The 25,393-nt window shown below is 59.2% G+C and carries 17 protein-coding genes and 1 tRNA gene; 11 read left to right on the forward strand and 7 right to left on the reverse strand.

What is annotated here, in order from left to right:
* Nucleotides 1-176 precede the first annotated feature (176 nt).
* The gene (gene mcpU, locus PH605_RS23450) at nucleotides 177-2,267 is read right to left on the reverse strand and encodes a methyl-accepting chemotaxis protein McpU (protein WP_142846450.1); all 2,091 of its coding nucleotides are present in this window, start codon (nucleotides 2,265-2,267) and stop codon (nucleotides 177-179) included.
* Between the two features lie 331 nt (nucleotides 2,268-2,598).
* Between mcpU and PH605_RS23455 the strand changes: the two genes are divergently transcribed.
* Entirely contained in the window at nucleotides 2,599-3,996 is a 1,398-nt protein-coding gene (locus PH605_RS23455) for an MATE family efflux transporter (RefSeq protein ID WP_142846452.1), read from the forward strand.
* A 37-nt stretch (nucleotides 3,997-4,033) separates the two neighbouring features.
* Here PH605_RS23455 and carA read toward each other — a convergent pair whose 3' ends face one another.
* Nucleotides 4,034-5,239 (reverse strand): glutamine-hydrolyzing carbamoyl-phosphate synthase small subunit, encoded by a 1,206-nt coding sequence (gene carA / locus PH605_RS23460; protein WP_080856598.1) that lies wholly within the window; start codon nucleotides 5,237-5,239, stop codon nucleotides 4,034-4,036.
* A gap of 335 nt (nucleotides 5,240-5,574) precedes the next feature.
* Here carA and PH605_RS23465 point away from each other — a divergent pair, with 335 nt between their 5' ends.
* The 4 genes from PH605_RS23465 to PH605_RS23480 all read left to right on the forward strand — a co-directional run bounded on the left by PH605_RS23465 (nucleotide 5,575) and on the right by PH605_RS23480 (nucleotide 11,967).
* A complete protein-coding gene (locus PH605_RS23465; protein ID WP_003522833.1) occupies nucleotides 5,575-6,027 on the forward strand; it encodes a GatB/YqeY domain-containing protein in 453 nt (150 codons plus the stop codon).
* Between the two features lie 380 nt (nucleotides 6,028-6,407).
* Entirely contained in the window at nucleotides 6,408-8,393 is a 1,986-nt protein-coding gene (gene dnaG / locus PH605_RS23470; RefSeq protein WP_125145561.1) for a DNA primase, read from the forward strand.
* A 393-nt stretch (nucleotides 8,394-8,786) separates the two neighbouring features.
* Nucleotides 8,787-10,841, forward strand: a complete 2,055-nt coding sequence (rpoD, locus tag PH605_RS23475) for an RNA polymerase sigma factor RpoD (RefSeq protein ID WP_065655752.1) — start codon at nucleotides 8,787-8,789, stop codon at nucleotides 10,839-10,841.
* A gap of 196 nt (nucleotides 10,842-11,037) precedes the next feature.
* Nucleotides 11,038-11,967: a DUF930 domain-containing protein gene (locus PH605_RS23480; protein WP_161988010.1), complete on the forward strand. Its 930-nt coding sequence runs from the start codon at nucleotides 11,038-11,040 to the stop codon at nucleotides 11,965-11,967.
* Nucleotides 11,968-12,044: 77 nt separating this feature from the next.
* Here the strand turns inward: PH605_RS23480 and PH605_RS23485 are convergent, their stop codons facing one another.
* Nucleotides 12,045-14,597 (reverse strand): HWE histidine kinase domain-containing protein, encoded by a 2,553-nt coding sequence (locus PH605_RS23485; protein ID WP_142846455.1) that lies wholly within the window; start codon nucleotides 14,595-14,597, stop codon nucleotides 12,045-12,047.
* A 251-nt stretch (nucleotides 14,598-14,848) separates the two neighbouring features.
* Between PH605_RS23485 and PH605_RS23490 the strand changes: the two genes are divergently transcribed.
* Nucleotides 14,849-15,271, forward strand: a complete 423-nt coding sequence (locus PH605_RS23490; RefSeq protein ID WP_142846457.1) for a secondary thiamine-phosphate synthase enzyme YjbQ — start codon at nucleotides 14,849-14,851, stop codon at nucleotides 15,269-15,271.
* A gap of 150 nt (nucleotides 15,272-15,421) precedes the next feature.
* Nucleotides 15,422-15,757 carry a hypothetical protein gene (locus tag PH605_RS23495; RefSeq protein WP_065655756.1) on the forward strand — a complete coding sequence of 112 codons (336 nt, stop codon included), beginning with the start codon at nucleotides 15,422-15,424 and terminating at the stop codon, nucleotides 15,755-15,757.
* 184 nt (nucleotides 15,758-15,941) lie between these two features.
* Here the strand turns inward: PH605_RS23495 and PH605_RS23500 are convergent, their stop codons facing one another.
* Nucleotides 15,942-16,685, reverse strand: a complete 744-nt coding sequence (locus PH605_RS23500; RefSeq protein WP_142846459.1) for an SIMPL domain-containing protein — start codon at nucleotides 16,683-16,685, stop codon at nucleotides 15,942-15,944.
* A gap of 180 nt (nucleotides 16,686-16,865) precedes the next feature.
* On the opposite strand from PH605_RS23500, the gene PH605_RS23505 reads away from it, so the two are divergent.
* Nucleotides 16,866-16,941: transfer RNA gene (locus PH605_RS23505), tRNA-Ile, on the forward strand.
* 173 nt (nucleotides 16,942-17,114) lie between these two features.
* Here PH605_RS23505 and PH605_RS23510 read toward each other — a convergent pair.
* Complete coding sequence (locus PH605_RS23510; protein ID WP_035261012.1) at nucleotides 17,115-17,486, reverse strand: hypothetical protein; 372 nt, start codon at nucleotides 17,484-17,486, stop codon at nucleotides 17,115-17,117.
* Between the two features lie 211 nt (nucleotides 17,487-17,697).
* Nucleotides 17,698-18,330 carry an outer membrane protein gene (locus PH605_RS23515; protein ID WP_065655776.1) on the reverse strand — a complete coding sequence of 211 codons (633 nt, stop codon included), beginning with the start codon at nucleotides 18,328-18,330 and terminating at the stop codon, nucleotides 17,698-17,700.
* A 442-nt stretch (nucleotides 18,331-18,772) separates the two neighbouring features.
* On the opposite strand from PH605_RS23515, the gene PH605_RS23520 reads away from it, so the two are divergent.
* Both PH605_RS23520 and PH605_RS23525 read left to right on the forward strand, forming a co-directional pair.
* Nucleotides 18,773-19,225, forward strand: a complete 453-nt coding sequence (locus PH605_RS23520; RefSeq protein WP_142846461.1) for a hypothetical protein — start codon at nucleotides 18,773-18,775, stop codon at nucleotides 19,223-19,225.
* A gap of 211 nt (nucleotides 19,226-19,436) precedes the next feature.
* Nucleotides 19,437-19,997, forward strand: coding sequence for a dual specificity protein phosphatase family protein (locus PH605_RS23525; RefSeq protein WP_080857058.1), 561 nt, complete (start codon nucleotides 19,437-19,439; stop codon nucleotides 19,995-19,997).
* Between the two features lie 144 nt (nucleotides 19,998-20,141).
* On the opposite strand, the gene PH605_RS23530 is transcribed toward PH605_RS23525, so the two are convergent.
* Nucleotides 20,142-21,389 carry an AGE family epimerase/isomerase gene (locus PH605_RS23530; RefSeq protein ID WP_065655778.1) on the reverse strand — a complete coding sequence of 416 codons (1,248 nt, stop codon included), beginning with the start codon at nucleotides 21,387-21,389 and terminating at the stop codon, nucleotides 20,142-20,144.
* 192 nt (nucleotides 21,390-21,581) lie between these two features.
* Between PH605_RS23530 and metH the strand changes: the two genes are divergently transcribed.
* Nucleotides 21,582-25,355, forward strand: a complete 3,774-nt coding sequence (metH, locus tag PH605_RS23535) for a methionine synthase (RefSeq protein ID WP_142846463.1) — start codon at nucleotides 21,582-21,584, stop codon at nucleotides 25,353-25,355.
* Nucleotides 25,356-25,393 lie beyond the last annotated feature (38 nt).

Consider the following 25,393-nt stretch of genomic DNA (forward strand, 5'->3'; position numbering starts at 1 on the left):
CTTTCGTGTCCGAGATCGTCGCCAAACGCTCGAATACGAGTAGAATCAACACCGTGCGCCATGTCCACCAAATTTAAACCGGACAGCAGTGGGACAAGCCCGAGGATGACGTCGAGAGTAGGTAGCGGCTGGCAGCGATCTGGTGACGATAGCGCTCCGGCCACGGTCTTTTCCCCTTAAGCAGCCCGCCCATATTCCGCCTGCCGCCGGCTGGCCGTGGCGAGCTGGAACTGCGCGAGCAACTCGTTGAGCGCCGCCGCTTCCGAGGCGAGGCCATGACTTGCTGCCGTCTGTTCCTCGACCATGGCGGCATTTTGCTGCGTGCCCTGATCGATGGTGTTGATGGCGGTGTTAATTTCCTGAAGACCTGTCGACTGTTCGCGCGATGCGGTGACGATCGCGTCGATATGGCGGTTGATCTCCTGCACTTCGCGGACGATGGTTTCCAGCGCCTTGCCGGCATTGCCGACGAGTTCGACGCCGGACTGCACCTGCGATGTCGAGGCGTTGATCAGCGTCTTGATCTCCTTTGCCGCATTGGCTGAGCGCTGGGCAAGCTCGCGCACTTCCTGGGCGACGACGGCAAAACCCTTGCCGGCCTCACCGGCGCGGGCGGCTTCAACACCGGCATTCAGCGCCAGAAGGTTGGTCTGGAAGGCGATTTCGTCGATCACGCCGATGATGTTGCTGATCTCGGACGATGATTTTTCGATACCTTCCATGGCGCGCACGGCATCTTCCACAATGACGCCGGATTGTTCGGCATTGCCGCGGGCGCGGTCGACCAGACGGCCGACTTCTTCGGCGCGACGGGCGGAATCCTTCACCGTTGTGGTGATTTCCTCGAGTGCTGCTGCCGTCTCCTCAACGGAGGCCGCCTGCTGTTCGGTGCGTCGCGCCAGATCATCGGCCGACTGGCGGATTTCACCCGCACCCGCATCGATTGCGAGGGCGTTCTGGCCGACGGTGCTGAGGGCTGCGTTCAGCTTGGCGACGGAATTGTTGAAATCATCGCGCAGACGGTCGATGCGGGTCACGAAGGGCGTGTCGATGCGGTAATTGAGGTCGCCATCGGAAAGATGCGCCAGTCCCCGGGCAAGTGAATCGACTGCGAACTGGATATCCGCCGCGTCTTTTGCTGCCGTTCTTTCACGCTCGTTGCGCTCCTGTTCGGAGAGCGTACGGTTCTGTTCGGCGTCGCCTTCAAGGCGCAGTCGTTCCATGGCGTTCGAACGGAACACGGCAACGGCTGCGGCCATGGAGCCGATCTGGTCGGTGCGCTCCTGACCGGGAATGGCGACCTCGAGATTGCCCGCGGCAAGGCCTTCCATGGCGGACGTCATCTGCGTGACGGGGCGGACGATGAAGCGGGAAAGGACGGTTGCGAGAAGTCCGATCATGATCGTCGCTGCGAGGATCGTGGCGATGGTTGCCGCGAGCCGGAACTGGCCGATTGCGCTGTAGGCAACATCGGAATCGACGACAAAGCCGAGATACCAGTCGACCGAGGGCAGGCCGGCGACCGGAATGAAGCTGGTGATCTTGCCCTTGCCGTCGATCTCGGTCTGGGAGATCGCGGAGGAAATCGCTGGCGTATTGACCTTGAAGAGATCGGCCATCGGCTTGTCGACGAATTTTGGGTCGGGATGGATGAGTATCTTGCCATCCTTGCTGACGAGGAAAGCATATCCATCCGCGCCGGCATCCACCGACTTGATCATCTTCACCAGCGAGTCCAGCGAGAAGTCACTGCCTGTCACGCCAGCAAGCTTGCCATCGATGGAAACGGGAATGGCGGCGGTGATGATGAGGCCGCCGGTCGATGCATCATTGTAAGGTTCGGTCAGAACCGTCTTGCCGGCTTTCACCGCATCCAGATACCATGGGCGCTTGCGCGGATCATAACCCTCAGGCAGCGGCGTTTTCGGGAAGGTGGTGAAGCTGCCGGTGTCGGCATTGCCGAAATAGGTCGACATGAATTGTGCCGTCAGCACGTCGTTTTCCAGAAAATGCAGCTTTGCTTCGTTATCCGGAAGCTTGGCCAGCGTCTTTGCCACCGTTTCGGTCAGCATGATGCGGCCATTCAGCCAGTTGGCGATGCTTTGCGCCGCTTGTTTGCCGGATGAATCGATGTTTTCCGCCACCGCTTCCGTCGTGACGCGATGCTGAAGGCTGTCGATGTAAAAAGAGAAGCCGGCAAAGGCGGCGACGACAAGTGATGACGCAGCAACGAGAATGCGCGTCATGAGATTGGTTTTTTTAGGCAAGCTACACGTCCTTGAAACCGGGTGAATCCGTTCGGCTCATCTAGGGAAATGGTGGGGAGAGACATGCCTTAAAGGCGGGAATATTCTGCGTCATGCAGCTTTTGGTTTAGAAGAACTACGCAATATTCTAATAAGTAAATTGAAATGGTAAAATTCGGCTAAATTTGCCTTTCGTCACTGGATGTAGGCCAAAGGGCGCGTCGGATTGCCGTTTTGCGTAAATTTTGATCATCGATCTGCAAAGGTTGCGTGCAGGAGGGGAATATTTTATTCATCACCGTGCTGCCGTTGCGCAATTCGCGGGCAATGGCCAAAGTTCAGGTGAATTACAATGTCTTCGTCGGTTGTTGCAGAAACCGTTCCGTCTGGATCGGGGTCGTGGTTTTCGCATTTCAAGGCTACGCTTGTGCTGGGAATTCCGCTTATCGGCGCGCAGCTCGCGCAGCTTGGCATCCATACCACTGATATGGTCATCGTCGGCCAGCTTGGCGCCGAAAAGCTGGCGGCCATGGTGCTGGCCGGACAGTTCTTTTTCGTCGTCTTCATTTTCGGCTCCGGCTTTTCCGTCGCTGTTGTACCAATGGTAGCGCAGGCTTACGGGCAGGGTGACGCGACATCCGCGCGCCGCTCGCTGCGCATGGGCATGTGGGTGGCAATCGCCTATTGGCTGCTTGCATTGCCGATTTTCATCAATGCCGAGCGCATTCTCATTTCTCTTGGGCAGAACCCCAATGTGGCGGCGCTGACCGGCCATTATCTCGCCATCGCGAAATTCGGCCTTTTGCCGGCGCTGCTGTTTTATGTCCTGCGCGGGCTTGTCAGCGCCATCGGGCGCGCCGGCATCATTCTTTATGTCACCATCATCATGCTGGTGATGAACGGTGTGCTGGCCTATGCACTGGTGTTCGGCCATTTCGGATTGCCCGCCATGGGCATGAACGGTGCTGCCGTGGTTGCCGTCATCGTCAATGCCTTCAGTTTCATTTTCATTGTCGTCTATGTGCAGACGCGTGAGGAAACGAAGAGATACGAGCTGTTCGTGCGCTTCTGGCGGCCGGACTGGCATGCGCTCTTCGAAGTGCTGCGCCTCGGTCTGCCGATTAGCATCACCATTCTTGCCGAAGTGACGCTGTTCGCCGCCGCTTCGATCCTGATGGGGCAGATCGGCACCGTCCAGCTTGCGGCGCACGGCATCGCCCTGCAGCTCGCCTCCATCGCCTTCATGATTCCGCTTGGTCTTTCCCAGGCGGCGACGGTTCGTGTGGGCGTGGCGCGGGGGCAGGGGGATTTCAGAAATCTGATCCGTGCCTCGATCATGATTTACGCCATCGCCTGCGGCATCGCCATTTGTGGCGGCATCCTGTTTGCGGCGGTGCCGGAATTTCTGGCGAAGTGGTTCCTCGATCCGAAATTGCCTGAGGCCGCCGAGGTGCTCGCTTATGCCAGCAGCCTTGTGGTGATTGCCGGCATCTTCCAGCTTGTCGATGGCATTCAGGCGGTCACAGCAGGCCTGCTGCGCGGGTTGAAGGATGCGCGCATTCCGGCGATGCTGGCGCTGATTTCCTATTGGCCAATTGGGCTGGCGCTTGCCTGGACCATGGCTTTTCCGCTCGGTTTCGGCGGGCGCGGTGTCTGGTTCGGCTTTGTGATCGGTCTTTCGACAGCCGCCGTTCTTCTCACCATCCGCTTCGTGCTGCTTGTGAAGCGTGAAATGCAAACGGCCCGCTGAGAAGCGGGCCGCATGTAACGTCCGGATTGAAAAAGTATCAGCGCTCCGCGAGCGCTGCCTCGCCCTTCTTTTCACGCAGCAGGTTGACGAAGCGGCGGAAGAGATAGTGGCTGTCCTGCGGGCCTGGCGATGCTTCCGGGTGATGCTGGACAGAGAAGACCGGCTTGCCGGTGATGCGCAGGCCGCAATTGGTGCCATCGAACAGCGAGATATGGGTCTCTTCGACGCCCTCGGGCAGCGACTTGGTATCCACCGCAAAGCCGTGGTTCATCGAGACGATTTCCACCTTGCCGGTCGTGAAGTCCTTGACCGGATGGTTCGCGCCGTGGTGGCCCTGATGCATCTTCTCCGTCTTTGCGCCAACGGCAAGGCCGAGCATCTGGTGACCGAGGCAGATGCCGAAGATCGGCAGCTCGCTCTTGATGAGGTTCTGGATAACCGGCACGGCATATTCGCCCGTCGCGGCCGGGTCTCCCGGGCCGTTGGACAGGAACACGCCATCCGGCTTCAGCGCCAAAATGTCTTCGGCCGACGTTTGGGCCGGAACGACCGTGACCTTGCAATCCAGACCGGCAAAGAGGCGCAGGATGTTGCGCTTCACACCGAAATCCACGCAGACGACGTGATATTTCGCATCGGCTTCACCGAGCGTGCCGTAACCCTTGTTCCAGACCCAAGGCGTTTCCGTCCAGGTGGAGGACTGGCCGGAGGTGGCTTCGATGGCGAGGTCGAGGCCGACGAGGCCGCTCCATGCCTTGGCTTCCGCCTTCAGCGCTTCGATGTCGAAGACGCCGTTCGGGTCATGGGCGATCACCGCGTTCGGCGCGCCGTTTTCGCGGATCCACGCGGTGAGCGCGCGGGTGTCGATGCCGCAAAGTCCGATGACGCCGCGGGCCTTCAGCCAGGCATCAAGGTGCTTGACGGCGCGGAAGTTCGACGGATCGGTGATATCGGCCTTGAAGATGACGCCGACCGCGCCGCGACGGGCGGCGGGTGTCAGGTCTTCAATGTCTTCCTCATTGGTGCCGACATTGCCGATATGCGGGAAGGTGAAGGTGACGATCTGGCCGAGATAGGAAGGATCGGTCAGGATTTCCTCGTAACCCGTCAGCGCCGTGTTGAAGCAGACTTCGGCCTGAACCTTGCCGGTTGCGCCGATGCCCGTTCCTTCAATCACCGTGCCATCGGCAAGAACAAGCATTGCGGTCGGTTTGCGGGTAGTCCAGGGCGCTGTCTCGGTCATCTCGTTCCGTTTCTGCCGCTTCGCACCCCGCCTCTTGAAAGGCAGGGGGTAAGGGGCCATTTTTGTCGCAGGCTTCGTGACATAAAGGGGCGCGCGATAAAGCTCGCGTTCCGACCCTTCGTTAAAATCTCGTGCAGGTGCCGGAAAATAACGAAAGCAGCCCCAGCGGTCAACCGCAGGGCCAAGATTTACGTGGAATTAAACCACCGTATTTTCAAGGTCTTATGCATTTGATTTGCTTGAGCGTGTCTGCTCGTTTATGTCGTTTCGCAAAATGAGGTGGAAAGTTTCCGTATCGAGAAGCTGCGGAAAGCGCTTTCCCAAGGAGAAGAAAAATGATGCGCGACACGTTCGCAAACGCTTTGAAGGACGCATTGAAGGCTCGTGATGCACGCCGCACCTCGACCGTGCGCCTCATCCAGACCGCCATCAAGGATCGCGATATCGCCAATCGCGGCGTGGGCAAAGACCCCGTCAGCGATGAGGACATCATGCAGATCCTGACCAAGATGGTGAAGCAGCGGGAGGAATCCGCCAATATCTATGAAGGCGCCGGCCGCCCCGAGCTTGCCGCTCAGGAGCGCGAGGAAATCGTCATCATCAAGGAATTCATGCCGGAAGAAATCCCGGCCGAGAAGGTGCGCGAACTCTGCCAGGCCGTCATCACTGAGACCGGCGCGTCCGGCCTGCGCGACATGGGCAAGTGCATGAATGCGCTGAAGGAGCGCTACCCCGGCCAGATCGACTTCGCCAAGGCTTCCGGCGTCGTCAAGGATTTGCTGAAGTAAGTTCGGGCATCCTTAAAAAGTAAAGGCAGGGCAGATGTGGGCTGCCCTGCCTTTTTTCTGTCGACGAAAACGCATTCCGGCGGATCAAAATGCGGTCCTTCACAGGCTTTTTTCGGGGGACGTGCCTGCGGGCGTCGGCAGATTATACGGAGGTCAATTGCTGCCTTCGCTGATGTTTTTACATCGCCGCCGCGGCCGGCTCAAATTACAAAAACATAATTTTTGGTGATGCTGCGGTGCCATAAATTTGCCCGAAGCGGGCGCAATGGCGATGTGATTTCGCCGTCGTGGCCTGTGAATATCGGGTATTCCTGTTCTTTAAGTTTTGTGCCGGCCTCTTTCCGCGCTTATATGAAAGACTGGCCTCGAATAGGTAACCCATGCGCTTTTCCAACTCTTTCCTCGATGAGATACGCGACCGCGTGCACATCTCCGATGTGATCGGCCGACGTGTGTCCTGGGACAAGAAGAAGACCAATACGTCGCGCGGGGATTATTGGGCCTGCTGCCCGTTCCATGGCGAAAAAAGCCCGAGCTTCCACTGCGAGGACCGCAAGGGGCGGTATCATTGTTTCGGTTGCGGCGTTTCCGGCGATCACTTCCGCTTTCTGACTGAGCTTGAGGGCCTGAGTTTTCCGGAGGCCGTGCAGCAGATTGCCGATATGGCCGGCATTTCCATGCCGCAGCCCGATCCGCAGGCGGAAAAGCGCGAGCGCGAGCGCACCTCGCTTCAGGACGTTATGGAAATGGCGACGCTGTTCTTTCAGGACCAGTTGCAGACCGCTCTCGGTGCGCGGGCGCGGGCTTACCTGCGCGATCGCGGGTTGACCGGGCGCACCATCGAGACTTTCCGGCTGGGTTATGCGCCCGATAGCCGCAATGCGCTGAAAGAGCATCTGGCGAGCAAGGGTGTGACGAAGGAACAGATGGAGGCCTGCGGGCTGGTGGTGCATGAGAATGTGCCGGTCTCCTACGACCGCTTCCGCGACCGCATCATGTTCCCGATCCTGTCTTCGCGGGAAAAGGTGATCGCTTTCGGCGGCCGCGCCATGGCCGCGGATGCGGTGGCGAAGTATCTGAACTCCAACGAAACAGAGCTCTTTCACAAGGGCAATGTTCTCTACAATTTCGCCCGCGCCCGGCGCGCCTCGCAGGCGGCCGGCGGTTCGGTCATCGCCGTCGAAGGTTATATGGATGTCATCGCGCTCTATCAGGCGGGTGTGGAAAATGCCGTCGCGCCGCTCGGCACGGCGCTGACCGAAAGCCAGCTCGATCTCCTCTGGAAAATGTCGCCGCAGCCGATCCTCTGCTTCGATGGCGATGGCGCCGGCATTCGCGCCGCCAACCGTGCGGCCGATCTTGCCCTACCGCATATCAAGCCGGATCGTTCCGTCAGCTTCGCGCTTCTGCCCGATGGCAAGGATCCGGACGATCTCGTGCGGCTTGAGGGGCGTGCGCCTTTCGACCGGGTGCTGTCTGAAGCCAAGCCGCTGGCCGCGATGATCTGGAGCCGCGAGACCTCCGGCGTCACTTTCGATACGCCGGAAAAACGCGCGCAGCTTGAAAGCCGGTTGCGGCAGATCGTGGCCGTTATCGGCGACGAGACGGTGCGCCGTTTTTACCAGCAGGATATGCGCGACAGGCTGAACGGCTTTTTCCAGCCGCGTTTTCAGCAAGGCGGGGCTCAGAACGGCAATTTCCGCCGCAACGGCGCGCAGCCCGCGGGACGCGGCTTCCAGCGCAATGCGCCGGGGCGGGGCGGGGCGATGGCCGCGCCGGCCAGCAGCATTTCCGACCGGTTGGCGCAATCCGGTCTCGTCAGGGGCTATCAGACCAAGCCTTCGCTCCGGGAAAGCGTTCTTGCCATCACCATCGTCAACCATCCCGAATTGCTGCTCGAGGAATATGACGAGATCGCCGCTATCGACTACGAAAACCGCGATTTGCAGCGCCTGTGGTCGACGGTGCTGACCTATGCGGCGGAAAGTGCGGCGGATATTTCGCGGGCGGGGCTGATCGAGCGCCTGTCACAGCAGGGTTTCGAGGTGCTTTTGAAGGCCATGGACCAGCAGGTGCGCAATGCCCGCCTGTGGACGGCGACGGAGCAGGCGGCGATGGAGGATGCGCGCGAGGGTTATGTGCAGGCGCTTTCCCTGCATAAGAGGACGAAATCCCTGCTCTGGCAGAAAAAGGAACTGGAGCGGGAAATCGCCGAGGCGACGGATGACGAACGCGGTACATTGCTGGTGCGGGCGCTGGCCGAAGTGCAGCTGGAAATCGGCCGTATGGAAAATCAGGAGGCGATCATCGATGGTTTCGGGGTCATGTCCGGCCGGGTGAAGGGGCCGGCCGTCGGCCATGGCTGAGGGCGGGCGACAGAATTGAAAGGTGTTTGGGGTTGCCTTTTGCGGCAGGCATCCTAAATAGGGGATAGTCTGGTGATAATCCGCAAAATGCGGCTCTTTTTAAGAATTTCCTTGGCTGTCTCGCCCTCAAAGGCTTGACGGGGCGGGAAATAGCGGGAATCACCATTTCAGGAAAAGTAAGGTGGAATGAGCCTTGGCGGATAGAAATTGCATGAGCAAGCATTTCCGGGTGCACTGTCTTTGCATTCTGCCTGAGGCTGCCGTGGTTAATCGGCAATTAAAGATCACTCCGTTAGGTGTCTGACAGTGATTCGCGGCAATGCGCCGGATGCTCAAGGGGCGGACGGCGATGCTGCGGAACAGGTGTTAGCGTCAGGGAAAGCGACGAGATAGATGGCAACCAAAGTCAAAGAAAACGAAGAAGCAGAAAACGAACGCGACGGTGCGACGGACGGCCCGCTTCTCGACCTTTCGGATGACGCGGTCAAGAAAATGATCAAGGCCGCCAAGAAGCGCGGCTATGTGACGATGGACGAGCTGAATTCCGTTCTGCCGTCTGAAGAGGTGACCTCCGAGCAGATCGAGGACACGATGGCGATGCTGTCCGATATGGGCATCAACGTGATCGAGGACGAGGACGCCGAGGAAGCCGCCAGCAGCGACGACGACAGCGATTCCGATAGCGACGATTCCGAGGGCGGGGAACTTGCCCCTTCCGGCGGCACCGCGCTTGCGACCGCCAAGAAGAAAGAACCGACCGACCGTACCGACGACCCGGTGCGCATGTATCTGCGCGAAATGGGTTCCGTGGAGCTTCTGTCGCGCGAAGGCGAAATCGCCATCGCCAAGCGTATCGAGGCCGGCCGCGAAACGATGATTTCGGGCCTGTGCGAAAGCCCGCTGACGTTCCAGGCGCTGATCATCTGGCGCGACGAACTCAACGAAGGCACGACGCTGCTGCGTGAGATCATCGATCTCGAAACCACCTATTCCGGTCCGGAAGCCAAGGCGGCTCCCCAGTTCCAGAGCCCGGAAAAGATCGAAGCGGACCGCAAGGCCGCTGAAGAGAAGGAAAAGACCCGCAAGCTGCGTGCGCCGACCGGCGACGAGGATGTGACGGATGTGGGCGGCGATGGCCTTCCGCCGGAAGAGGAAGAAGAGGACGACGACGAGTCCAATCTTTCGCTTGCCGCGATGGAAGCCGAACTGCGTCCGCAGGTCATGGAAACGCTCGACACCATCGCTGACACCTACAAGAAGCTGCGCAAGCTTCAGGATCAGCAGGTTGAAGCGCGTCTTGCCTGCACCGGCACCCTGTCTTCCGGTCAGGAGCGTCGTTACAAGGAACTGAAAGATCAGCTAATCACGGCCGTCAAGTCGCTGTCGCTGAACCAGAACCGTATCGACAGCCTTGTCGAGCAGCTCTACGACATTTCCAAGCGCCTGATGCAGAACGAAGGCCGGCTGCTGCGCCTTGCCGAGTCCTATGGCGTCAAGCGCGACAGCTTCCTTGAGCAGTATCACGGTGCGGAACTCGATCCGAACTGGATGAAGTCGATTGCCAATCTGGCCGCGCGCGGCTGGAAGGAATTCGCCCGCGAGGAAAGCAACACGATCCGGGAAATCCGTCAGGAAATCCAGAACCTCTCCACGGAAACCGGCATTTCCATCGCCGAATTCCGCCGCATCGTTTCGATGGTGCAGAAGGGTGAGCGCGAAGCGCGCATCGCCAAGAAGGAGATGGTCGAGGCCAACCTGCGTCTGGTGATCTCGATTGCGAAGAAATACACCAACCGTGGTCTGCAGTTCCTCGATCTCATTCAGGAAGGCAATATCGGCTTGATGAAGGCGGTCGACAAGTTCGAATACCGTCGCGGTTACAAGTTCTCGACCTATGCGACCTGGTGGATCAGGCAGGCGATCACCCGTTCGATTGCCGACCAGGCCCGCACGATCCGTATTCCGGTGCATATGATCGAAACGATCAACAAGATCGTTCGCACCTCGCGCCAGATGCTGCACGAGATCGGGCGCGAGCCGACCCCGGAAGAGCTGGCCGAAAAGCTCGCCATGCCGCTGGAAAAGGTGCGCAAGGTTCTGAAGATCGCCAAGGAGCCGATCTCGCTCGAAACCCCCGTGGGTGACGAAGAGGATTCGCATCTCGGTGACTTCATCGAGGACAAGAACGCGCTGCTGCCTATCGACGCCGCCATTCAGGCGAACCTGCGCGAGACGACAACCCGCGTTCTGGCTTCGCTGACGCCGCGTGAAGAACGCGTTCTGCGCATGCGCTTCGGCATCGGCATGAACACGGACCATACCCTGGAAGAAGTCGGGCAGCAGTTCTCGGTTACGCGTGAACGTATTCGCCAGATCGAGGCGAAGGCGCTGCGCAAGCTGAAGCATCCGAGCCGCTCGAGAAAGCTCCGCAGCTTCCTCGACAGCTAAGCTTTTGGCTTTATAAAAAAATTGAACCCGGTCAGTCGGCTCTGGCCGGGTTTTTTATTTCCCGCACTGGCGAAGTCTGCGACAAGCTTTATGTGTGAAAGTGAGCATGTCGTTCTGATGGACATGCTCAGCCTCGATCTGGTTCGATGAGATGCAACATGTTTCGGCAGGCAGGTGGCGACGCGGAGGATGGGCTGTGCCCGTCTCCGTATTGCTGCATCTGGCAATTGTCGCGCTGTTCTTTTTTGAATTGCCGGAGCGGATAGACGAACCGCAGGAGCCGGAGAGCGTCAGCGTCGAACTGGTGCCGCCGCCCGAGGAGAAAAAGGCGGAAGAACCGCCGCCACCTCCTGCGCCGACCGAGGAAGAAAAGCCAAAACCGCCGCCCCCGCCGCCGCCGCCGCCGCCCGCGCCGCCAAAGGACGAGGCAAAACCAATGCCGCAACCGCAGGCAACGCTGCCGTCTATTGCCATGCGGCCGGAAGAGGCTCTGGCAGACCCAAAGGATAAGCCGGGCAAGATGGAGGAAGCGGAAAAGACGCAGCCATCGGCCGAACCGGCGAGCCAGCCGGAGAAAACTACGGAAGAAAAGCCGGCACTTGCTGCCGCGAACAGCGACCTTGAGGCTTCCGCCGAGCAAGGAGAAATCGCAGTTTCCAGCGTTAAAGAGGAGGCTCCACCGAAAGAGCCGCCTGTTCCCCATGAAAAACCAGCAGAGGAAAAGCCTTCGGAGGTGGAGGAAAACAAGGTTGCGCAACTTCCCGCAGCCAAGAACTTGCTGTCATCAACTCTTCTGACACCGGCGCAGAGACGGCAGATGTTCGGCGACCTACCGCCTCGACGGCGTATCGTGCAGCTCTGCAGCACGGAAGCACTGGCGCAAATTCAGGGTGCTGGTTTTGCCGCCAGAGGCATGATCCCATATTCCGATACGGGCGGCAGAATTTCCGGCAATACGATTGATGCTTCCGGGGGGGCATTCAATACCGGCAGTGGCTGGCACGACGTGTCGTTCCAGTGCGAGGTTGATCTGGAGAACTACGCCGTAACGGGCTTCCGATTCAAAATCGGGAATGAAATAAGCGCGGAAGATGCGAAAAAGCGCGGCTTTACGAGATTCCAGTGACCGCGCTTTTTTCGGTAGTCGAGGGCCGATGGCGGTCTTGCGATATCCCTCGCTTTACCCATTTGCTTGTCCGCCTCTTATACCCGTTCGATATTCCCCACCAAAACCGCAATACCTGCCATCAGCGCGTCCTCATCATAAGGCTTCCTTATCACAGGCACCGTGCCAAATTCGTCAGGCACCATGCTGCCATCGGCGTAGCCAGTGGCGAACATGAACGGGATGCCGCGGCGGTGGAGTTCGCGGGCAACCGGGATAGAAGTGTCGCTGCCGAGATTGATGTCGAGAATGGCGACATCAGGCTCATACGTCTTCAGCTTCTCGACCGCCATCGCTGATGATGTCGCCGTTTCGATCGTCTCGATGCCGTTATCCTCCAGCATGTTCTCGACGTCCATGGCGATCAGCATCTGATCTTCTACGAGTAAGACTTTCAACGGCTCCTCCCGATTATAGCGCTTGGGCTGCGGCGCGGGTTCATTCTCGGCTGGCGTGTCGGCACTCGGCGTGGCTGATGAGACGTGACGGAAAGGCAGGAGGATTTCCGCCTCCAGCCCATCTTGCAGATAGCGCAAGGTGCTGCGCCCGCCGAGATCATAGGGAATGCTGCGGCTGATGAGCGCCGTGCCGAAACCAGCCCGGGATGGCGTTGGCAATTTTCTCGGCAGTATTTCCCGCCATTGGATCTCGCAGTCGCGGTTTTCGTTGACTTGCCAGCGCACATGCAACTGGCCGCCATTTTGCGACAATGCGCCATATTTGGCGGCATTCGTCGCCAGTTCGTGCAGAACGAGCGCCATAACGGAGAAAGCGCGGGAATCCAGCGTCACCTGGGGTCCCTCCAGATTGACCGTGGTTTCTGGAGAACGATGCGGCGACAACTCCGCCTCGAGAAGATCGCGCAGGGCACCGCCACCTTCGCCGCGTATGATCTGGTCGTGAGCAAAGGATAGCGCCTGAATGCGGCCCTTGAGCGCCGTTACATACTCCTGAAGCGTCTTTCCCTCCTGAGAGGGATTGCCGACCAGCGATTTGATGATGGCAAGGACATTCTTGACGCGGTGGTTGAGTTCTTCGTTCAGCATGCGCTGGCGAACTTCCGCGCGTTCTCTTTCACCGGCCATAAGTTCGCTGTGGTGAAAGGCAACTTCGACCAGGGCTATTCTGGCTGCCTCGGCAATTTCGCGGTCGTCTTCCGACCAAGGCTGCGCTTGCAACCGAACCGTTTCTTTCCAGATTGCAAAGCTTTTGCGGGGCGTCAGCCGGTCGCCCATCGGACCGCTTTCGTACTGCTTTTCGGGATTCCCGGCCCAGTTCAGGTTCTGCACGATCTCCTTGCGGAAGAAAAGCAGGTAATCGTCCTTTACCTGGGAGAGCGGGATGGCAAGCATGCCCGCAGCCGTGTCAGCGTAAATTTCGGCTTCCGGTATGGCATGCGAGAGGGCATGGGTCGCCCAGACCCTGCCTTCAGATGCAGATGCAGCGAAACGCACCAACCTTGGAATAAAGTCCTGGGGCGGTGTAGCGCCATGGCCATGCCAGTTGTTTCCCACCCAGAGGCCGACGCCGTCGCAAGGCATAAGCTCGGCAAAATCCTGAAAACTGTCGATCAGCAGCTCTTCGATATTAGCGTGATGGGCGGCAAGGTGAAGAAAGCGGTCAAGCGCCGCATGGGCGCGGTTTATCGTGTCGAGCCGGCGCTTCTGCTTCAGGACTTGCAGATGCATCGAGAAAAACTCGCCGAACATTTCCGCTGCGATCCTGACCGGCATGGAGAGCACGCGCGGCGAATAGTGGTGACAGGCGATCAGGCCCCACAGGGCGCCGTCAACGATCACCGAAATGGACATGGAGGCACCGACGCCCATATTGCGCAGATACTCGCAGTGAATGGGAGAGACGCTGCGGAGATGCGCGTAAGAGAGATCGAGCGGCTCACCGGAGGCATCGATTTCCGGAAGGACTGCGACGCGTGCGCCGCTGGCATCGGAGATGATACGCAGCGTGTTTTTGAGATAGAGCACACGTGCCTGTTGCGGTATGTCGCCCGCGGGAAAGTATTGCCCGAGAAAGCTTTCCAGTTCTGGCTGCTTTGCCTCCGAAACGACCTTGCCTGCGCCATCCTCTTCAAAACGATAGATCATCACCCTATCATAACCGAGCGTTGCCTTGATCAGCCGGGTCGTTCGGGAAATCAGACTTTCGACGCTATCGGCCTCGCGAATGCGGTCTACCATCTTGCGCGCTGTGCCAAGCGGCTGCGTCTCTTCTCTCGACGGTTCAAACTCGATGATCGTCGTGGACTTATAGCGATGAAGCGCGATGTCGAAGCTTCGACCGTCCTCCATTTCCGTGGCGGGCAACATGGCCGGACGCGTGGTTCTGCCGGTGACGGTGAGCGCGTTGCGAAGGTCGTGGACGAGTTTTTTGCCCAGCACCTCTTCGGCGGATTTGCCGTTTATCTCGCCTTCGATCCCTAGTATGTCGCGACAGTTCTCGGAGTGCCGCAGGACGACGCGCATGACGTTATCGCACGCAATGAGACAGCCGTGCGGTTGTATATTGCCTGGAATGTGTATGGGTTCGCGATCGCAGTTGGTGAGGTCTAGTCGGTAATCACTGGGCGCCATCTATCAGTCTTTCGCGGCCAGTTCGTGTGAGCGGCCAAGGCATTGCTTTCGCTCAAGGTAAGGGAAGCCGAAATCATTCATTCTGGTAGGTCTGCCCTTCCTCGGTGTGCAACCAATAACGGCTTTCTTTGTTCTGGAATTCAGACACCGCAGCTGCGTTACTTCTGTATACCTAGCGATGCCGGATACATTTTGACACTACAAAACGTGGAAAATGCTAATTTTGTTCCGACTAAAAAGAGAGAAAACATGTGCCGCAGAAGAAAATAGCCATCTCGACGCGCGGGCAGGGGCTTTACGAGTTCACACGCCAGGCAAATGAACTGGTAAGGGATGTGGGGCTCGAAGAAGGGTTGCTGACGATCTTCGCCCGGCACACATCCTGCTCGCTGCTTATCCAGGAAAATGCCGATCCCGATGTGCGGCGCGATCTCACGGTGTTTTTCTCCCGTCTCGTGCCGCCTTCGGACGATCCTTCCATGCGCTGGATCATCCACACGCTCGAAGGCCCTGACGATATGCCCGCTCATATCAAATCGGCGCTCACCACGGTTTCCATCGGCGTGCCGATCAGCGATGGCAGGCTCGTGCTCGGCACCTGGCAGGGCCTTTATCTTTTCGAACACCGCGATGAGCCGCATCGACGCGAAATCGTGCTGCATATCTCGCCGTGATATCCGGATCCGGATCGAGGCGTTCCGCGTTAACCTCCCTGAACGCCTGCTGAACATTCGGTTCTGCTGATATTCAGGCGGGCGAGTCTAGGGTCTCGTCAATCGCCGGGGGATGTGCCCCTGTCGGCAAAGAAACAACGGAGTGAGTTCATGTTCAGCACCTTCGCAAAAGCCGGCCTGGCTGCCCTCATCGCCCTCGGTGGAATTTCCTTTACTGCGCCGGCGGCTTCCGCTGGCTCGGATGTTCAGTTCAGAGTTCAGGTTCAGGATGGCTATGGCCATCGTCCCGGCTGGGGTCGCCCGGATCGCCCGCGCCGTGGCTGCTCGCCCTGGCTGGCGGAAGAAAAAGCGAGCCGCATGGGCCTTCGCCGCGCCCGCGTGGTTGATGTATCGCCGCGCCGTGTCGTTGTGGCAGGCTTCAACCGTTACGGCCGCGACCGCGTCGTTTTCGCCAATGAGCGCGGCTGCCCCGTCATCCGCCGCTAAAATGTAATCCGCCGCTAACAGCGGCGACCTTATCGATCTGCCGATATCCCCGTATGGTAGATGGATCAAAAATGCCCCTCGCTTGTCCGGAAAGGCAGGCGAGGGGCATTTTATTTCGGGTTATGTGAATGGCTGAACGCAAGATGGGGCAGGAGCGGCGCCGAGGCGCCGCCCGCCGTCGATCTTATTGCTCGAGAGCGAAGGTGACGTTGACCACCACGCTGTAGTTGTTCTCGCCCGAAGCGATCGGAACGCTGTCGGCTTCCTTCATCATCGAAGCGCGCATCGCGCCCGCCGGTACCGGCATCGGGCGCTGCGAGTTTTCGCTGATCTGAATGACCCGGCCAAGCTTCACGCCCGCCGCTTCCGTCAGCGTCTTCGCCTTGGCCAGCGCATCGGCAACGGCCAGCTTGCGGGCATCGGTCACCGTCGCTTCGGGCTTGTCATTGGTGAAGGTGATGTCGCCGCCCTGGTTGATGCCGAGCTTGACGGATGTATCGAGGATCGTGCCGAGCTTTTTGAGGTCGCGCACCCGCACAGTCAGGCCGTTGGACACCTGATAACCGGTGATCTCGGGCGCGACATAGACACCATCCTTGGGTTCATAGTGCTTGTAGAGCGGCTGCACCGAGAAATTGCTGGTCTGCAGGTCGCGCTCCTCGATGGCGGCTTCTTTCAGCGCCTTCAGAACATCGGCAAGCGCCTTGGAGTTTTCGGTCAGCGCCGCAGCCGCGGTCTCCGCCTGCTTGACGACGCTAAAGGACAGGATCGCCATGTCGGGGGCAATGGCCGACTGGCCCTCACCGGAAACACTAATGGTGGCTTCGCGAGGAGTAGCCTCCTGCGCAGACACCTGGGCGGCGAGCGGCATCATGGCTGCTGCGGTCATTGCGGTGAGTGCGAAAAGGCGGGCCGTTTTTGTCTTCATGGTGTTTCCTCGTTGATTGAGTCCCTTTGAAGGGTATTGCCTTAGATTGTGTAGCTAATACGGCGGCACTGCTTTGCGAAAGCATCATTGGCTTGTCGGGCTCAAAAAATTACGTTAGAGCGTGACCCACCGGATTCGAGCCATTGCGAAACCGGTGTTTCGGACTGGTTTTTCCGAAAAGGGCCTGTAGCTCAATGGTTAGAGCCGGCGGCTCATAACCGCTTGGTTGGGGGTTCGAGTCCCTCCGGGCCCACCATTTTCTTTCAAGATCAATTGCTTGGGATGTTTTACGGCTCTTCGCGAGCGCGCGTCTGTCACGTCTGACGCGTGATCTCTGCTATGCCGATGGCACAGCCCGGCTGGGGAATGAATGCGTCGGAGCCGATCCGGCGTGCCGATGGGGCAAGCCGGATCGAGAAAGCTTTAATATCAGTTGCAGACCCGCATACTTTCCGTATGCCAGCCGCCGTCATAGGAATTGGGAACGCGGCGGTCTTCGAACCAGCAGCGCGGGCGGGGCGGCGGTGGCGGCTCGTAGTAGCGCGGGCCGTTATTGCTATTGGCGATGGCGCCGCCGATCAGGCCGCCGATGACGCCTGCGGCGAGGCCGCCGGCAATCGCTGCGCCGTCATTGTGGCGGCGGTGTTCGCGGTAGGGCGGCGGGGGTGGGCCGCCGCGGTCGTAGCCACGGTCATAGCGTGGGCGATAGGGATAGTCCTGCGCGGCAGCGGTGCCATAGGATGCAAAAATGCTGCCGGTGGCGACAAGCGCGGCAATAGTGGAAAGAATTATCTTTTTCATCGGGGCTACTCCATAAGCCTGCTTCGGGAGATAGAGGCTCATTATGCCCGGATCATGGCACGGGACGGGTGAACGGCCTGTGAATATTCCATTTCTGCACAGTTCATATTTCTCTGATTTCAGAATGTAAGAATTCAAGCCGGTTCAGGTTTTCAGTGACGAAAAAGCCCGGCGGATGGCCGGGCTTTTTGTCGAAGTCCATTGGTCGCGATCAGAACTTCACGCCGAGACCGACCTTCACAGTGTGCTGATCGACATCGGTGTTGATACCGAAGATGTCCTTGTCGCTATAATCGTTGTAGCGATATTCCAGCCTGCCGAACACATTGTCGGTGAAGGCATAGTCCAGACCCGCGCCAACGGTATAGCCGTTGAAGGTAGTGCTGTCCTTGCCGGCGCCGGGCGTTTCGATAAAGCCGCGAGTCGCGGTCCAGCCGGCGGTGGCATAGAGCAGGGCGTGGTCGAAGGCATAACCGACGCGGCCGCGGACGGAGCCCTGCCAGTCGGTGCCGATCTGCACACCGGCATAGTCATTGTCGTTCCAGTTATAATCGACGTCACCTTCGATGCCGACGACGAAATTATTGTCGAACTGGTAATTGTAACCGGCAAAGGCGCCCAGAATGCCGCCATTGAAATTATCCGAAGCGACGGGGCCGCCCGCCGAAAAATCGCCATTCGCCCAGCCCGCGCCGCCTTGGATACCAAGATAGGGGCCAGACCAGGTGAAGACCGGCAGGGTTTCCTGAGCGACCGGAGGTGCCGGCGTTTCGTAGACGGCATCCGCGGCCATTGCGGTGCTGGCGGAAAGGGCCAGAAGTGACGTTACGATCAGCGTTTTCATCGTTTTCTCCCTGAGCTGACTGACATCCATAGCATAGATTAGCTGCTTTTAATATGGGGCGGGGTTCGGCGGTTCCAAGATGCGCTCGTGTCCTCCCGGCGTTGCTGGCCGTCTTGCCCCGGATCGCGGCTTTTTATCGCCCCGCCATGCTGTTCTGATGCGGCGAACGTCTTCGGCCGTGTTTGGTTCCCTTCGCCGTTTCGTCAAAAGTCCGGCAGGGTGGCCGGCCGGCGTCACGCTTGGTTGTCTTGACAGCGCAGGGCGCGACCATAGAGTTGTGGTAGACTATGGCGGTGCCGATGTTTTTCGCCGCATCGCCAGCGGCATAAGCTGCGGTTGAGACTACACCGTTGCGACTTCCCGGCGAGGGGATCGTTGCGGGCGGAAAGGGCATGGGAGGATGAGATCGCATGAGGCTTTATTTTAGCGGAGGAGGGGCGACGTGATTGTCGGAGCCGTTCTCAGCGCCATTCTTCTTCTCACCCTCATTGCATTTCCGCGGCATCTCAAATCCGTCGTTGTCTGCCTGTTGTTGATCTGGACGGCCACCGCCGCCTTTGTGATTTATGACTGGTGGCGCGGCAACCAGCGGCTCGACCATATCGTCGCCAGCGCCGGATTCGATGCGGCCTGCCCGGATGCGGCATTGCCGATCCGCGTCAGCTTCCGCAACGACAATAATGTCGCCGTACATCGGCTGACCTATACGCTCGAAGGGTTTGAACCGGCCTTCCGCGCCTCCGTTTCCTTCGATCCCTATCAGGTGAGCGAAAGACGGATCGAAGCTGGGGAGACTTTCTCGGCCTGCCGGGCGTTCCGTATGCGCAACAATGAAAGGGTGGAGCCGCAACGGCTGGAATGGCGTGTTACCGTCATTTCCGCGGAATTCGACTGAGCGGTTCGTGTGGCTGCCCGTTATCACGGCATTTTGAAAAATTTCGCGCCGGTGAGCGGCGGCCGGAAAATCCCTGCATCACAGCGGTTTCGGGCGGATGGGTAAATTCCCATCGTCCGCAACGGAACCGGCTGGGGCAGTCGCTGACTTGTTTTCGTCCATTTGCGATGCCATCTCCCCCTCCATTCGATGAATGTCGCGGGTTGATGTTTTGCGTAGTGTTCTGAAGTTTCTGAAAATAACCGCCATCGGCCTTGTCGCCCTGCCGGTTCTGGCGGGTGCGCATATGGGCATCGGTCAACTGACCGGAAATTTTCACGAAGTCATTCCCGGAGAGCTTTATCGTTCGGCCCAGCCGAGCGGCAAGGACATCGCCGCCTATGCCAAGGCTTATGGCATCAAGACGATCATCAACCTGCGCGATGAAAAGCGTGAAGGCTGGTATGATGCCGAAAGCCTTGCGGCCAGGAACAACGGCATCCGGCTTGTGGATTATCCGCTGAGTTCAAGCGAAAAGGTCTCGGTGGACGATTCGGAAACGCTGGCGGCCGTGCTGCGCAATGCGGAAAAACCTGTTCTCATCCATTGCGAACATGGCGCCAACCGCACCGGGCTTGCCTCCGCCATCTATGTGGCTGCCGTGGCCGGCAAGAGCGAGGCGGCCGCAGAATTTCAGCTTTCCCCCTATTACGGGCATGTGCCGATCCCCGGTATCGGGCGGTATGAAATGTACCAGTCCTGGGATGATTTCGAGGAAACCATCGGGTTTTGACGCCGCCATACATCGTCACCCCGGACTTGATCCGGGGTCCAGTGCGATCAAGTCATTGATCGCAAAAGACTCTTTTACGGCGCAGACGCGCCGTGGCTGGATGCCGGCTCAAGGCCGGCATGACGGACGGTTGCGCAGCGCGCCTCAATAATCCCCGCCACTTTCCCTGATCACCTTCGTCAGGCTTCCCGTCGCCGGGAAAAGCGGGATGAGGCAGGCCTGCAGCGCGTGGTAGATATCGCCCTTGCCGGGGAACAGCGTGTGGGCGGGAACCAGATCTTCCGTCAATTCCTCGTGCCAGCCGCCATTCTCATGGTCGATGAAATTGTTGGCGATGGTGCTCCAGATGCGGCGATAGCTGTCTTCATAGAAGTTGTCCGCCGGCAGGTTCTCGTTGAGGAAGTGGGCAGCGCCCGCCGCCTCGGACATGGGCCACCAGAGCTTCGCCCGCTTGTCGGGATTGTCGTTCCAGTCGAGCGTATAAAAGAAGCCGCCCTTTTCCCGGTCCCAGCCGAGCGCCATGGATTGCACGAACAGCGATTTCGCAGCCACCGGCATCCAGTCATGGCGGCGCTCGCCCAGCACCCATAATTGCAGGATGAGGCGCGCCCATTCCAGCCAGTGGCCGGGGGTGGAGCCGGAGGGGCGGAACATTTCGTTGCCGCGATACTCCTTGTCGAGTGTCCAGTTCTCGTCGAAATGCTCCGGTACACGGAAGTCCAGCTCGCCGGCGCGGCGGCGAATGACGAGGTCGGCGATGCGCTCCGCCTTGCTGAGGTAGCTATTGTCGCCGGTAACCTCATAGGCGGCCATCAGCGCTTCGGTCAGGTGCATGTTGGAGTTCTGGCCGCGGTAATTCTCGATGGGCGACCAGTCGCGATGGAATTCCTCGGCGATGGCGCCGTGTTTTTCTTCCCAGAAGCGGGTTTCCAGAACCTCGGTAATATCGGCCAGCATCTTGTCGGCCAGCGGGTGGCCGACGGTCTTGGCGGAAGAGGCGGCCAGAAGCACGAAGGCATGGCCGTAGCCCTGCTTGGTGGCGTCCACTGGGCCGGCATCGTTCACCTGCCAGAAATAACCGCCATGCTCGCCATCGCGGTGCCTGTTCCAGAGGTAGGTCATGCCGTGATCGACGATATCGCCGCAGCCCGGACGGCCAAGCAAGTGGCCGATGGAGAAGCAATGCACCATGCGGGCCGAAGCATGGATGCCGCGCACGGGGTCGTTTGGCTGCAACGGCGCGCCTTTGGCATCGAGATCGAAGAAGCCGCCGGCAGGGTTGAGGGCACGATACTGGAAGAAATCGAAAAGTCCCTCGGCCTGTTTTACCAGCCATTGGCGATGCCAGGGCAGGGTGTTCCAGTTGCGGCTGTTGTGATCGTCCTCGGGCATTCTCGTCCTCCATGCGGTTTGCTGCTTCGGCTTATATCCTTGCTGTATAAACCTGTCATCTGTCAGCGATATTTCGTAACGTGCTGCAACTGCGCAAAGCCATGCCTGTCCCTTGAAGATATATTGACATAAACATATCTTTATGTGACTTGACGGCTTGCGATCTTGCAAATCGAAATGAGGAGTATGCCCGTGTTTGACGATCTGTTCGGCCCTGAAGGGGCAAAGCGTGACGGCGCGGAAATTTTCAAGGCGTTGCGCGATGCCGCCAGCGAACGCATCCTCATTCTCGATGGCGCCATGGGCACGCAGATCCAGGGGCTGGGTTTTGACGAAGACCATTTTCGTGGCGATCGTTTTATCGGCTGTGCCTGTCACCAGAAGGGCAATAACGACCTTCTGATCCTGACCCAGCCTGATGCCATCGAAGACATCCATTACCGCTACGCCATGGCGGGTGCGGATATTCTCGAAACCAACACGTTTTCGTCGACGCGTATCGCGCAGGCCGATTACGAGATGGAAAACGCCGTCTACGACCTTAACCGCGAGGGTGCCGCGATTGTCCGCCGTGCCGCCCAGCGCGCCGAGCGGGAAGATGGCCGCCGCCGTTTCGTGGCGGGCGCCATCGGCCCGACCAACCGCACGGCCTCCATTTCGCCTGACGTCAACAATCCCGGTTACCGCGCCGTCAGTTTCGACGACCTGCGTATCGCCTATGGCGAGCAGATCGACGGCCTGATCGATGGCGGCGCCGACATCATCCTCATCGAGACGATTTTCGATACGCTGAACGCCAAGGCTGCGATTTTCTCCTGCGAGGAGCGTTTCGAGGCCAAGGGCATCCGCCTGCCGGTGATGATCTCCGGCACGATCACCGACCTTTCCGGCCGCACGCTTTCCGGCCAGACACCTTCGGCGTTCTGGAACTCGGTGCGCCACGCCAACCCCTTCACCATCGGCCTGAACTGCGCGCTGGGTGCCGACGCCATGCGTCCGCACCTGCAGGAACTGTCTGACGTGGCCGATACATTCGTCTGCGCCTATCCGAATGCCGGCCTGCCGAATGAATTCGGTCAGTACGACGAAACACCTGAGATGATGGCGCGTCAGGTCGAGGGCTTTGTCCGCGACGGTCTCGTCAACATCGTCGGCGGCTGCTGCGGTTCGACGCCGGAGCATATCCGGGCGATTGCGGAGGCTGTGAAAGGCTACAAGCCGCGCGAAATTCCCGAGCACAAGCCCTTCATGTCGCTTTCGGGCCTCGAGCCTTTCGTGCTGACCAAGGACATTCCCTTCGTCAATGTCGGCGAGCGCACCAACGTCACCGGCTCGGCCCGCTTCCGCAAGCTCATCACCGCCGGTGATTACACGGCGGCGCTGGCTGTTGCCCGCGATCAGGTGGAAAACGGTGCGCAGATCATCGACATCAACATGGATGAGGGTCTGATCGATTCCGAAAAGGCGATGGTGGAGTTCCTGAACCTCATCGCCGCCGAGCCGGATATCGCCCGTGTGCCTGTGATGATCGACTCATCCAAGTTCGAGATCATCGAGGCCGGCCTGAAATGCGTTCAGGGCAAGTCGATCGTCAATTCCATTTCGCTGAAGGAAGGCGAGGAGAAGTTTCTCCAGCAGGCGCGGCTCGTCCATAATTACGGTGCGGCGGTCGTGGTCATGGCCTTCGATGAGGTCGGGCAGGCGGATACTTATGAGCGCAAGGTCGAGATCTGCTCGCGCGCCTACAAGCTCCTGACCGAGAAGGCGGGCCTGTCGCCGGAAGACATCATCTTCGACCCCAACGTCTTTGCCGTTGCGACGGGTATCGAGGAGCACAATAATTACGGCGTGGATTTCATTCAGGCCACCAAGACCATCCGTGAAACCATGCCGCTGACGCATATTTCCGGCGGCGTTTCCAACCTGTCCTTCTCCTTCCGCGGCAATGAGCCGGTGCGTGAGGCGATGCATGCCGTGTTCCTTTACCACGCCATTCAGGTCGGCATGGATATGGGCATCGTCAATGCCGGGCAGCTCGCGGTTTACGACAATATCGACCCTGAACTGCGTGAGGCCTGCGAGGACGTGGTGCTGAACCGTCGCGACGACGCGACGGAACGGTTGCTGGAGGTCGCGGAGCGTTTCCGTGGTACGGGCGCCAAGGATACCAAGGTTCAGGACCTTTCCTGGCGCGAACTGCCCGTCGAGAAGCGGCTGGAACATGCGCTGGTCAACGGCATCACCGAATATATCGAGGCCGATACGGAAGAGGCGCGCCAGAAGGCGGAGCGTCCATTGCACGTCATCGAAGGGCCGCTGATGGCCGGCATGAATGTGGTCGGCGATCTCTTCGGTTCGGGCAAGATGTTCCTGCCGCAGGTGGTGAAATCCGCCCGCGTGATGAAGCAGGCGGTTGCCGTGCTTTTGCCTTACATGGAAGAGGAAAAGCGCCAGAACGGCGGTGCGGAACGCAGCGCTGCCGGCAAGGTGCTGATGGCGACCGTCAAGGGCGACGTGCACGATATCGGCAAGAACATTGTCGGCGTCGTTCTCGCCTGCAACAATTACGAGATCATCGATCTCGGCGTCATGGTGCCGACGACGAAAATCCTCGAAACGGCGATTGCCGAAAAGGTGGATGTGATCGGCCTTTCCGGCCTCATCACCCCGTCGCTGGACGAGATGGTGCATGTGGCGGCCGAAATGGAGCGGCAGGGTTTCGACATCCCGCTGCTGATCGGCGGCGCGACGACGAGCCGTGTGCATACGGCGGTGAAAATCCATCCGCGTTACGAGGCGGGGCAGGCAATCTATGTCACCGACGCCTCGCGTGCGGTGGGCGTCGTGTCGGCGCTTCTCTCTGCCGAGCAGAAGCCCGCTTACATCGACGGTATTCGCAGCGAATATGCCAAGGTGGCAGAGGCGCACGCCCGCAATGAGCGCGAGAAGCAGCGCCTGCCGCTTTCCCGCGCCCGCGAGAATGCGCACAAGATCGACTGGTCGAGCTATAGCGCCGTCAAGCCGCAATTCTTCGGCACCAGGGTGTTCGAAACCTATGATCTGGAAGAGCTTTCCCGTTACATCGACTGGACGCCGTTCTTCCAGACCTGGGAATTGAAGGGTCGTTTCCCGGCCATTCTCGATGACGAAAAGCAGGGCGAGGCGGCGCGGCAGCTTTACAGCGATGCGCAGGCGATGCTGAAGAAGATCATCGAGGAAAACTGGTTCCGGCCGCGCGCGGTGATCGGCTTCTGGCCGGCAAACGCCGTGGGTGACGATATCCGGCTGTTCACGGATGAAAGCCGCGGCGAAGAGCTCGCCACCTTCTTCACGCTGCGCCAGCAGCTTTCCAAGCGCGACGGTCGCCCCAATGTGGCGCTGTCGGATTTCGTCGCACCTGTCGATAGCGGCGTTGCCGATTATGTCGGCGGTTTCGTGGTGACGGCGGGCATCGAGGAAGTAGCGATTGCCGAGCGTTTCGAGCGGGCGAATGACGATTATTCGTCCATTCTCGTCAAGGCGCTGGCCGACCGTTTCGCGGAAGCCTTCGCTGAGCGCATGCATGAGCGGGTGCGCAAGGAGTTCTGGGGTTATGCGCCGCAGGAAAACTTCAACGGCGATGAGCTGATTGGCGAAGCCTATGCCGGCATTCGCCCGGCGCCCGGCTATCCTGCCCAGCCCGATCATACCGAAAAGAAGACGCTGTTTGCCCTGCTCGACGCCACCAATGCGGCGGGTGTGGAATTGACGGAAAGCTATGCCATGTGGCCGGGCTCCTCCGTCTCGGGCATCTATATCGGCCATCCCGAGAGCTATTATTTCGGTGTCGCCAAGGTGGAGCGTGATCAGGTGCTGGATTATGCGCGCCGCAAGGATATGCCGGTTGAGGAAGTGGAGCGCTGGCTCGGCCCTGTCCTCAACTACGTGCCGACAAATGGTGCTGATGAAATCGACAGCGCGGCGTGATGTTCCGGTGTGCGGCCATTCAATAAAAAAGCGCGGGT

It is taken from the genome of Agrobacterium sp. CFBP 3001 (assembly GCF_027871605.1).
In the GTDB taxonomy this organism is placed as follows: domain Bacteria; phylum Pseudomonadota; class Alphaproteobacteria; order Rhizobiales; family Rhizobiaceae; genus Agrobacterium; species Agrobacterium leguminum.